Consider the following 11,046-nt stretch of genomic DNA (forward strand, 5'->3'; position numbering starts at 1 on the left):
AGAGCTTTGCCACAGAAAGCTTGCTTGCCAACATCATTCTTGGCAAATACCAGTACGCGATGCCACTTTACCGCCAAGAGTCGCTGTTTACCCAGTCGGGAATCGAGCTATCACGAACCACTATGGCCAGATGGGTTATCCAAGTTAGTGAGAAGTTCAAACCACTCTATGCCGCTCTAAAAGAGCACCTACTTCAACAAGTGGTGTTCCAGGCGGATGAAACGCCACTCAATGTTCTCAAGGAAGAAAAACAGTGTTACATGTGGCTCTACTGCTCGGGCGCAGACTCGCCAGAAGCCGCACTCCCCAATGTGAAGAATATTGCCTTGTACGACTATCAAAACAGTCGCGCGAGGGCATGCCCTGTTGCCTTCTTGGGGGATTACAGTGGTTATCTACAAACCGATGGCTATGGTGCCTATGATGGTCTTTATCACGTCACCAATGTTGGCTGCATGGCACATGCACGGCGAAAGTTCATGGAGGCTAAGAAGCTTCAAGGTAAAGGTAAGTCAGGCAAAGCAGATAAAGCGCTGGCCAAAATCCAGAAGCTCTATGGGATAGAATCGCGCTTAAAAGGTGCGACTGTCGAAACACGAAAAGCAGAACGTCAACTGCATAGCAAACCGATACTGGACGAGTTGTACGAGTGGATGACATCTCAACAAGTGATAGCGTCTAGCCCGCTGGGTAAAGCGATAAAATACACGCTCGGCCAATGGCCGAAGGTGATCCGCTATATCGATGACGGTCACTTATCGATAGACAATAACCGCGCTGAACGCGCAATTAAACCGCTGGTCATTGGCAGAAAGAACTGGTTGTTCTCGAACACGCCAAATGGTGCTGATGCGAGTGCGATGCTTTACAGCATCGTCGAGACTGCGAAAGCCAACGGCCTTATCCTCTACGACTACATGGTCAAGTGCATGAAAGAGCTCGCGAAAGCTGAGCCCGATATCGATGCACTCCTACCTTGGAACCTCAAACACTAACAAATATCGCCCCGTGGGTTCATGGGGCGTTTACTACTGTTTTGACGAAACAACCTGGACTAACTTCGATTTCATCAAGTGTTCTAACGAAACCGAAGCAAACAAGTAGTGCGCCGTGAAAGGTTAACTCAACCTGAAGTGAGAGCGCTAAGCGTTGCGAATCACTGTTTAATTGCTTGTTATAACTCAGTTTCGTCAATGTACTCGATCTGCTTATTCACAGAAATAGCTAAAACTATTACGAAAATTATGGCAATAAAGAGCCTAAGAAGTGTAGATGGAATGAAAGCTTGTGTAGATGTGACAAATGGGCCAGCTAAACCACCGGATATAGCTCCTAGATAAGCCCGCCTTATACTCCATTTCAACAAGGAACCACATTCGATACAACGATACTTCATCCAATGAGAACTAAAGAAAAACCAGAAACATGAAACATTTTTTCGACATTTTGGACATTGTCTAGACTTCATAATAGCCTCTTAAAACTAAACCAAGGTTGATATGAAACTATTAATCTTGTTACAAATCATTTGAATTCGTGATTGGTCATTGTCTACTCATCCTTTGGGAGCATATGAATATATTAGGCCACTACGAATTACCCTGTTTCTAAAAATTTATTGATCAAAAGATTGGATTATTTTTTTGATATCTTAATTGGATCTATATTTTTAGATTCATTTAAAAAAAATAGAACACGACCTTTATCAGTTTTTTTATATAACCAATATTCTTCGAACTGTTTTTTAGTGTGGTTTAATACTCCCCAAGCAGGATCTTTTATTTATATATAGTTATTATCTAATCTTGATAAAGAAACGAAATGTTTTTCCCATGCCTTTCTAAATATAAAACAGCAGGGTTTTTTATTAAGTTTAAATTCTCGTACTTCATCCAAACAGGCATGTTTTTTTTCGTAATTTAATGCTAAATTTTGTATGTCAATAAATGAATATCTAGGTTTAATCCCGATTTTTTCAATTAATTCTTCTTCAGGTACATTTTGACCATACTCATAAGTTAAAATATTACTAATAACAGCCATTCCACAACTCATATCTAATTGTTGACGAACAATACCATAAAACTTTTTTCGATATAGGATGAGAAAAATCTTTTTTCTTTTCTATATTATTGCTGGTACAACTAGATATCATTATTATTAATAAACTTTTATTATTAAAAATATAAATCTAACTAGATCCAGTAATTATTAATGAATATATCCAATAAATTAAGCTTAAAACTATAAATAATTGTTTCTTTGTTTTTGAGAGAAATAAGCAGAAAGTGAAAATGACCACCTTCGATAAATAATCAAGCCAGTTAAAAACTCTATCATTATATAAACTTATGAATATAAAAAATATAACAATGAAAAGAAGAAAAACTCTTTCTTTATTTTTTTTAAATAAAAAAAATACCATTGATATATTAAGGATTAAAAGCCCAATAACGTTATAAGTGACATGCACTACACGCTCCTCCCGTAACTCCAATCGATACCTCTCGAACTAGCATTAGGATTAGTAGCGATAACTCCCATTCCTCCCAAAACACCGCCAGCTATTGCAGCACCAAAAGCAGGGTCAAATTGAAGAAATACTAATAACAATGATTATGATTAGTATTTATCGATATTAATCAAGAAGCAATATATTGCATATAATTGTGTGATATATATCATGTAAAAATGAGTTTTAGAGTTGAAATATTTTAAATGATAGAGTTTAGCGTGCGAATGGATCTTGTTTGCGCGAAGCTTAAAATTCCCCAGATTGAGGTTGTATATGTTACTTGGCATATAGGATTCTTTTATCCACAGATTCTGTGGTTAAGTTCATTTCCCTCTTTTTTTTCAATCACAAAAGATTAAGCACCAAATTTTTGAGCTATCTATTAACCAAATAGCAAAAGGGCGTTGAAGATAATTTCAACGCCCTTTTTAAAAGCTTATTTGATTTGCGCTTGGTACATAGAAGCGAAAACTGGAATGTATAAGCTAACAATTTTGTTAATGATACGTGACATTGTGAATTCCTTAATGAAGCAAGTTTTTTATAATGTACAACCTCGCCTAAACACACTGAATATAAGGCATGGTCGCGTTTCGATGTGGGGCATTATAGGAATTTAATCGGCTTTTAAAAGTGAGAAATAATATTATTTTTGATTAGTTTTTCGGCTCTTCTCCGCTTAAATGAGTCAGGAATATACAAGTTAATCCTGTAACGCTATGATTTAAATTGTTTATTTTCATTATTGTTGAATCGTATACCTTGTCTTCATTATCTTCCCTCTTGTTCAATTTCAAAGGTCAATGTGTTGAATCTTTTTCATCAGAAGAAAACTCACAAGCCTTATTAATTCGATGTCGTCGTGATAGACGATTTAAAGCCACAACTCCAACTGCTAATGCTCCTTGTACTGTTGATCACTACATTCGGAGACGCGTTCAAGACTTGCCAGTTAGTGGTCGACCTTGTGAAGTTGAAATTGAGTTAGCTCAGACTAGAGACAAGGAAGGAAGAAGACTGATTGAAGTTACGGAATATGTTGCGAAAGGAGGTCGCTATACGGCTCGGTTTTGCAAATTCATCAGTGGTCTTTGTCGGTATATGAGTATTCAAGCCGTCTCTAAGCACTTAGGGATACGATGGGAGACAGTAAAGAATATTGATAGAGAATATTTACGTTCAAGTCTGCCAGCATTAGAACCAGAGAAGTTAGTCGATTTGGTTCATATTGGTGTTGATGAGGTGGCGAGAGCTAAAGGACATGATTACATGACAGTTGTGTATGATCTGGTTTCAGGTCATTTAATTTGGGTTGAGCATGGTCGAAAATCATCAGTGCTTATCTCCTTTTTTGAGCAGCTATCAATGACCACTAGAGAAGGGATAAAAGCGGTTTCAATGGATATGGGACAAGCTTATCAATCAGCGGTTAAAAAGATGCTGCCCAATGCTGATATTGTCTTTGACCGATTTCATGTCATGCAAAACTACTGTGTTTTAATCAAAAAAGAGAGAACAAAAGCATTTAAGAATGGCTCCCACGAGGAGAAAAGAATGCTAAAAGGTACGCTGTTTCTCTTATTGAAAAATGCCGTAAATTTAAATGATAAACAATCAGATAGACTGGATGACTTACTCGAAAGTAATAAGACACTATGTATTATCTATATGCTGAAAGAGCAGTTACAAGCCATCTGGGATGAACCCAGTTACGACTCAATGGTGACAGCTCTAGAAACTTGGTGCCGACTAGCTAAATCCACACGAATCCTGTCCCTAAGTAACTTCGCTGACGCACTGTTAGAAAGAAAAGTGGGTATCTGTAATTACGCCAAATATAAGTTAACCAACGCTCGAGTAGAAGCAGGCAATGTATCTATCGGATTACTCAGACGAAGAGCGCGAGGTGTAAGAGATACAGATTATTTCAAATTAAAGATTAGGCAGACATCCATTCCTGATACTCATTCAACGTTTTATCCAAATATCAAGCTCATGTAAGCGGAGAAGAACCGTTTTTCTAATGAAAGATCATGTAAAAAACTACTAATAACCTTTCATTAAATTACAATGAAACACTATTCATTAATTCTTGTCGTGAATATCTGATCAATGTTACGTATGTTATGAAACTTAAGTAAATTTCAGATAAATAACATAATTTAAAATGAATGACGCGTTTCGCTGGCGGGCTTTATACTCGGAACATCCACAATTGACAAAATCATCATAAACACAACGTATCTATATCGAAATAAATGAAAGTTTCAGAACGGTGAATGTTAACAACGGTTACTTAATGATTACATCCTAAGAGTACCTATTTAAGATTGATTCTCTATGAAAAACACCAGTTTCATCCTCAAATCCACGCTAACGATGATTTCGACGTGAAAGATATAATATGTTGAACAGAGGTGGAATAGCGAAAATTTACTCATTAATTCCGCTTAACCTGCTGGTTTTTATTTGGTTTAAATATAGACCTTTATGGGTGGGTGCCTTATAATGATTAAATCGAGTAGCCGTTAGAGCGACCGATTTAATCATTATAGATAGACAGTTGATGAAAACGAATAGAAGGATGAAGTGATGATAGAGACGGTAAGCTTTTTAAAAAAACATGCTGCTGATCTTCCCTTACATGAACCTTTGACGATCACACAAAATGGAAAGCCATCTTACGTTGTTACTTCTTATGAGGAACATGAGCGTAGAGAGCAAGCCATTGCTATGATGAAAATGCTCAGTTTTGCTGAGTCTGATATCAAGCAAGACCGGACATCGTCAATGGAATCACTAAAGGAAAGGCTGGCTGCTCGTAAAAAATAACAGTGAGTCCTTATGAAAGAAACAAAGTTAATTTCTTTAAGTACCTTTGAAAATACAACTTTTGATCTTATTGATTACTTTTCACAATGGAATGATGCAAATAAGGTTATAGAACGAGTTGAGAAATTAATTGAACAGTTTGAATCGACAGTTTTAGATAATCCTGAAATGTATCCTATATGCCAAGATATAAGAGAACTTTTTGGGGTTGCTAATTATCGGATATTCAAATCAAACGGGCTTAAAATTGTGTATCGTTATGACGTATCTCGTAGGGTTGTTTATGCCATGCTTATGCTTAGTGACAAACAGGATATGCAAAAAACGTTAATAGACTACTGTATTGTCCATAAGTAGTTAGTGTTTTTGATTAAAAGACCGCTTATCGAGGCGGTCTTTTCGTCTTACATATCAGAAAAAGTTAGGCATAACGTTGATAAACATCAGAAGAGTTAAGGTATAATCAACGCGGATGCTCTTGGCTTCCTGCTGGGAGCATAAAACTGTCACTGGATGTCGTGACTGACAGATAGACGAAGGCCCCGAAAGTTAATTTTTAACCAACGAGGCTTAGCGTATGTATCCCGACAATTCATATGTTAGTGCCTCTCACTATAGGAGGCAAGTAAAATTCCAAAAAGAAACGTCCCAACAGGCTCACTGATTGTGTATCACATTATTAGTCGCATTGGCACGCGTTAGGGATGACTTGTGTGAAATTTAGTATCAGTATGGTACGCCACTTTTTAAAGCAGTACTTGCCTATGAAGTGAGCGCGCCGCGTATCCGTGACTTAGGTAAGACCAAGCTATACTTTCCAAAGGGTGATAACGCTTATGAGGGATTGGAATCAATGATTGGTGGAACGGTCAACATTCAGCTCATTCGTGCGTATTGGGACGAGATCTTACGGTTGGCCACCTCTATAAAACAAGGAACGGTGACGGCCTCGCTCATGCTGAGGAAACTAGGCAGTTACCCACGCCAAAATGGCCTGCCGGTTGCTTTGCGAGAACTAGGCCGCATTGAGCGCACGCTGTTCATCCTAGATTGGCTGCAAAGCGTCGAGCTTCGCCGCCGTGTACATGCGGGACTGAATAAAGGGGAAGCTCGTAACGCTTTGGCTCGTGCTGTGTTTTTTAATCGACTGGGAGAGATCCGTGACCGCAGTTTTGAGCAACAGCGCTACAGAGCAAATGGTCTTAACCTAGTAACAGCCGCCATTGTGTTATGGAATACGGTCTATCTGGAAAGGGCAGTACATGGGTTATGTTCCAAGGGGCATACCGTCGACTATAAGTTGTTGCAGTACTTGTCGCCACTGGGTTGGGAGCATATCAACCTAAACGGGGATTATCTGTGGCGCAGCAACTCAAAGATCGGTTTAGATAAGTTCAGGCCACTACGTCCACTACAATCTGCTTAGCGTACGATTTTTTCCGTTTTCTGAAGCGACCCCATATACGAGTCAGCGCAAAAAAATCTGACTCGAAAATGAATAAAACGTGTTATGCGATTCACCACCGTCACAAGCTTTTTACAGGTTCAACTAATGGCCTTTTTTAGAGTTCTCAGTAATGCTAATGATTGTATTAATACTCAATATTGTTACCCCATCATCACTATCTTTTATACAACCTCTTAAGTGATTAAACACTGCCTCTGAGACTGACTCTGAAAAGTTATTTTTAAAATTGCTCAATAGTGGCCTAATAACATCAAGCACAGTTTGCCCGTAATTAAGGGCTTGCTCTTTACCTGAATTTTTTCCTTTATGAATAACTTCATTCCTAAAATTGATTTTATTTTTTGATAGCATCATTAGTTTTTTGTTAAAAATGCGGGAATTTTTACAACAAAATTTCTTTGTAAATATAGCCAAATAAAAACTCCCAAAAAGAAAGCTTTATACCTATAAGCAATAAATTGCGTGACAATAGTCTTATTTTGAATTTTTAGAAGTTGATTATTGCTACTTATATTATATAAACGTTTTTTATCTAATGTTCGAGTTTATATGTACAAATTAACAATAGCGATTTTTGCTGTATTTACCTCTCAATTTGCTTATGCGTCATGCACAAAACTAGTACAAAATCATAAATACTTGCTTAAAGAAGGGGTTGAATATTGTTTAGAAATTGAAAATCAGTATGCGCTACTAGAAATGGGGAAGGGTACTGATATGACTGAAATTTCTGACAAAGATAAAACAGTTTTTGAAGTTATGTATCCTGAAGAACAATTAATAATTCAAGATCAATTTATAGTAACAAGCACATATTCGCCACATCCAGCTCGATACTTCGTATCTATTTTTGTTCTGTTGGCTCAGCAGAAATAACTTTACAGAGTATTAAAAAACTGTGGTGTATGCAGAAAAATCTCACCTAGAATAGGTATTCATTCATATTTTTTACTAAATTAAATTATTTTTGCCAATTTTTTATAAGAAGAAAATTGAAGCTAAATACACTTGCTTATTATTGATTAAAATAACGATAACGTTTGAGGCACTAAATGAATAAATATGACTTTTTTTCGACGTCTTTGACCCTGTTATTCTGTCAAGTTTGTCTAGCAGAAAGCTCTTGGCATGAGAGTAAAAATACACCATCAAACATACAAGATGAAATGGTTAGAGCTCAATTTACGATTGCAATTGATAAGACTCCTAGCGCACCAAGTTCTGGAAGTTATGGCATGTTAAAAGATGGGCTTTTTACACACCCGAAGCAAGCACCATCCTCACATAGCAGTCACCCATTTAAGGGGCAGTTAGACTATTGGGATCAAAAGAGCTACTCAAAAAATATAAAGGTAGAGGCATATTATCCTATCCAAGTTGAGCCATTTCATACATGGCAAAATATTATTGATTTTGATGGGCGTCGCTACTTATATCAATATGTTCGCCGTGACTTAAAGATTTTCGATATCACCGAACCAAAAGAGGTTAAACTGCTATTAACTAAAGGACATACATGGGGACCTGAGGGTGCAGGGAGTGAAGTGGACCCATTTCCAGAAGGAGACATGATGGGAGCAGCTTCTGTTGCATGGAGTGAAAAGCGTCAAGCTTATATTATGGTTCAAGCTTACGAAGTGCGCCGTTTTGGGCTTTTAGATAATAAATATAGTCAACCTGACAAAGTAAATGCGATAAGAAACAGTTTACACCTCAAAGGTTTTAAGGTGTATGAAATGAAAGGTCCGCTACCGAAGGACTGGCAACTTATCGCTGAGCGAACTACGGATGTTGAGCATCCTGATGCTCCAATAGGGAAGCAGCAAGGGTCGGGGATACGTGATATTCCAGCTTATTATGGCGATGGAACCATGTATGTGGCGGCGGCACCGGATAGAAGACACGCTTTAACTGAATATCCAAACGACCTTTACAGTGCAGGTTATCAAGCTTGGGATATGAGTGATCCAGCTAATCCAATCCTTCTCGATACGTTATCGGTTGATGGTCAGATCGTTGGGAATCTCCAGCATGAAAAAACCTACATTAATAATCCTCGTTCGGGTAATAGAACTTCTTGGATGGGAGCGAGAATGCCTCTTTTTCTTGCTAAAAAGGATAGTCAGATTGGTTATGCTGCGATGGGAGGTTTAGGCTTTTACGTAGTGGATATCAGCGATCCAAAACACATGAAAATCGTTAGCCACCTTGATTTTCCTCCCAGTGTTGCAGGTACTGAGGGAGACTTTATAGATGTGTCGCAAGTGGATGAAACAGGGCTTGTTTATTATAGTGGCTATCCATTGAATGAGGATTGTTACGAGCCATATAAAAATATTTATATTATTGATGTCTCTACCCCTAAAACGCCAATAATTCAGGGGGTTATGCCAAGACCAAAACCTCCTAAGGAAGCCCTATTTAGTGATTTTTGCCAGCGCAGAGGCAGCTTTGGTCCTAAAAGAACAGGTGCTTACCATCAACCAGGCCACTCTCGTAAAGGGATCCTACCGTATAACTTTTATAATGCAGGTTTACAGGTCTTTGATATTTCAGATCCAAAAAAACCAACAATAAACGCTTATTTTGTCCCACCTTTTGCACCAGAAAAGGTGGCGGATTACGCTATGGGTAACCTTTCTCACTCAGTGTATGTTGAATATGACAGAAATCTTTTTTGGCTATTTACTAACCATGGTTTCTATGTACTATCAAGTCCAATACTGGGGAAACCTAATTTAAATGCACCAGTAAAAGCATGGCCACCAAAGGTCTAAACCGGTGGTCGCGCCTAGACTAACTATCTACACGCAATCTTCTTGCTGCATTTTTAGAACATAGGCTGCCTACGGCAGCAACTAACGACCTGTTAGTTTTACTGTTCATAACAGGCATAGACAGGTATCTTCCTGTCTATGCACCCAGACAACCACTCAAAGCTCTTTTCAATCGACAGCAGGAATGGCTGACGTTCCTCAACAAACATATCGGTCACGTTCGTGAAGCAGTCATTGAGAATGTCACGAAGATGCTCGCCTGCGGCACTGCGGCATTTGGCTCCCGAAAATATACGTGCTCCAATACCCGCTGCTCCCACATCAAATTCATCAATCAAACCTGTAAGTCCAGGGCTTGCAATAGCTGTGGCACCAAAGCCACAGAGCGCTGGGTGCAAACTCAGCAATATGTCCTTCCCGATTGTGAATGGCAACACATCACCTTCACCATGCCCGACAAGCTGTGGGAGATATTCCGCCATACCCAAAGTCGAGCACATGGACACAATCACCCACGACACGATCATAAAAGCGTATGTTTCCTGTTGGGGAGAATCAATCAGTCAGAAGCGTTATTATCACACTATCAATCTGTTAAAGCTGGCTGATTTTATTGTTATCGACGCAGTGTATCTTCAAGACAGCGATATTCTGTCTAATTTAGAGTTAAAGGATGAGGATTTACCGCGTGTTTACTCTAAAGCAGCGTATAAATCGATAACACAAAAATTTATCAACGTATTCGGATTAGCGAGTGATGAACATGTTATCAAATCAAAGCTCCGTTCAATTGCTCGTCGCGTGAAAAGAGGGCTGAAAACCCTATGGGTTCGCTTTGAAGCCTTTTCTGATAGTTATGTCTGGAAAAAACGTCAGCGTCCAACTGTTATGCGTACAGATAGTACAAGAGGCCAGCCTCGTGATCGTTATCCGCAAGGGCGCGTGATAAAACCGTCCGTTTACGGTGGTAACTACACAACAGAGCATTAACACTCATTTCAATTAAATATGCCGCTTGACTGCGGTGTTTTGCGTTTCCCTTCCAATATCTGTGGCGTTAAATGATATGAATTGATGACCAGGACTACCGTATGTTGTTGTGCAGGTCGTTCAAAATGAACGATATCTGGGAGCGATTCTTGGATGTGTGGATAACTTTGTTTATATATTAATAAAACGATAGTGTGAAAAAAACTTATAAAAAGAAATGGGTTCTTTGTCTTTATATTCATAAAGATAGTTGAGTAGATATATAAATATATCTATAGGTTAGAAAAGATAATTAAAAACGAAACGTCCATTTCCTAGCTAGCGCTAGGGGACGAAATTTGTCGCACTTTGATTCTTCCTTTTGTCATACGACAGGAAAATACAGTGGTATTGTAAGATTGGTGACGTTATTTGTAGTGGCATAGTGAATTTGGTCACTTAGTTAGAGGTGATATCATCACTTC

General features: G+C 38.5%; 9 protein-coding genes and 2 pseudogenes. 9 read left to right on the forward strand and 2 right to left on the reverse strand.

All coding sequences use genetic code 11. The annotated features are described in order from the left end of the window. On the forward strand, positions 1-995 hold a 995-nt coding region (locus SKA34_RS00830), incomplete at its 5' end, for an IS66 family transposase (RefSeq protein WP_006643599.1). 787 nt (positions 996-1,782) lie between these two features. On the opposite strand, the gene SKA34_RS00835 is transcribed toward SKA34_RS00830, so the two are convergent. Further along, on the reverse strand, positions 1,783-2,112 hold the full coding sequence (locus SKA34_RS00835; RefSeq protein ID WP_369750654.1) for a cysteine peptidase family C39 domain-containing protein: 330 nt from the start codon (positions 2,110-2,112) through the stop codon (positions 1,783-1,785). A gap of 1,186 nt (positions 2,113-3,298) precedes the next feature. Between SKA34_RS00835 and SKA34_RS00845 the strand changes: the two genes are divergently transcribed. The 4 genes and pseudogenes from SKA34_RS00845 to SKA34_RS00860 all read left to right on the forward strand — a co-directional run. Next, positions 3,299-4,516, forward strand: a complete 1,218-nt coding sequence (locus SKA34_RS00845) for an ISL3 family transposase (RefSeq protein ID WP_083784324.1) — start codon at positions 3,299-3,301, stop codon at positions 4,514-4,516. Between the two features lie 591 nt (positions 4,517-5,107). Further along, positions 5,108-5,347, forward strand: a complete 240-nt coding sequence (locus SKA34_RS00850) for a type II toxin-antitoxin system prevent-host-death family antitoxin (RefSeq protein ID WP_006643604.1) — start codon at positions 5,108-5,110, stop codon at positions 5,345-5,347. 12 nt (positions 5,348-5,359) lie between these two features. Further along, positions 5,360-5,704, forward strand: a complete 345-nt coding sequence (locus SKA34_RS00855) for a type II toxin-antitoxin system RelE/ParE family toxin (protein ID WP_006643605.1) — start codon at positions 5,360-5,362, stop codon at positions 5,702-5,704. 418 nt (positions 5,705-6,122) lie between these two features. Then, positions 6,123-6,773 (forward strand): annotated as a pseudogene (locus tag SKA34_RS00860) (Tn3 family transposase); the annotation flags it as partial. 123 nt (positions 6,774-6,896) lie between these two features. On the opposite strand, the gene SKA34_RS00865 reads toward SKA34_RS00860, so the two are convergent. Next, positions 6,897-7,229: a hypothetical protein gene (locus SKA34_RS00865; RefSeq protein WP_006643607.1), complete on the reverse strand. Its 333-nt coding sequence runs from the start codon at positions 7,227-7,229 to the stop codon at positions 6,897-6,899. Positions 7,230-7,364: 135 nt separating this feature from the next. Here SKA34_RS00865 and SKA34_RS00870 point away from each other — a divergent pair, with 135 nt between their 5' ends. From SKA34_RS00870 to SKA34_RS00885, 4 genes and pseudogenes are all read left to right on the forward strand, one after another. After that, positions 7,365-7,691, forward strand: a complete 327-nt coding sequence (locus SKA34_RS00870; RefSeq protein ID WP_006643608.1) for a hypothetical protein — start codon at positions 7,365-7,367, stop codon at positions 7,689-7,691. 176 nt (positions 7,692-7,867) lie between these two features. After that, the gene (locus tag SKA34_RS00875) at positions 7,868-9,592 is read left to right on the forward strand and encodes a hypothetical protein (protein ID WP_006643609.1); all 1,725 of its coding nucleotides are present in this window, start codon (positions 7,868-7,870) and stop codon (positions 9,590-9,592) included. A 116-nt stretch (positions 9,593-9,708) separates the two neighbouring features. Continuing rightward, a pseudogene (locus tag SKA34_RS22700) lies at positions 9,709-10,080 on the forward strand (transposase zinc-binding domain-containing protein); the annotation flags it as partial. Positions 10,081-10,090: 10 nt separating this feature from the next. After that, positions 10,091-10,582 (forward strand): hypothetical protein, encoded by a 492-nt coding sequence (locus SKA34_RS00885; protein ID WP_006643612.1) that lies wholly within the window; start codon positions 10,091-10,093, stop codon positions 10,580-10,582. The last annotated feature ends 464 nt before the right edge of the window (positions 10,583-11,046 follow it).

Source organism: Photobacterium sp. SKA34 (assembly GCF_000153325.1).
Classification (GTDB): Bacteria; Pseudomonadota; Gammaproteobacteria; order Enterobacterales; family Vibrionaceae; genus Photobacterium.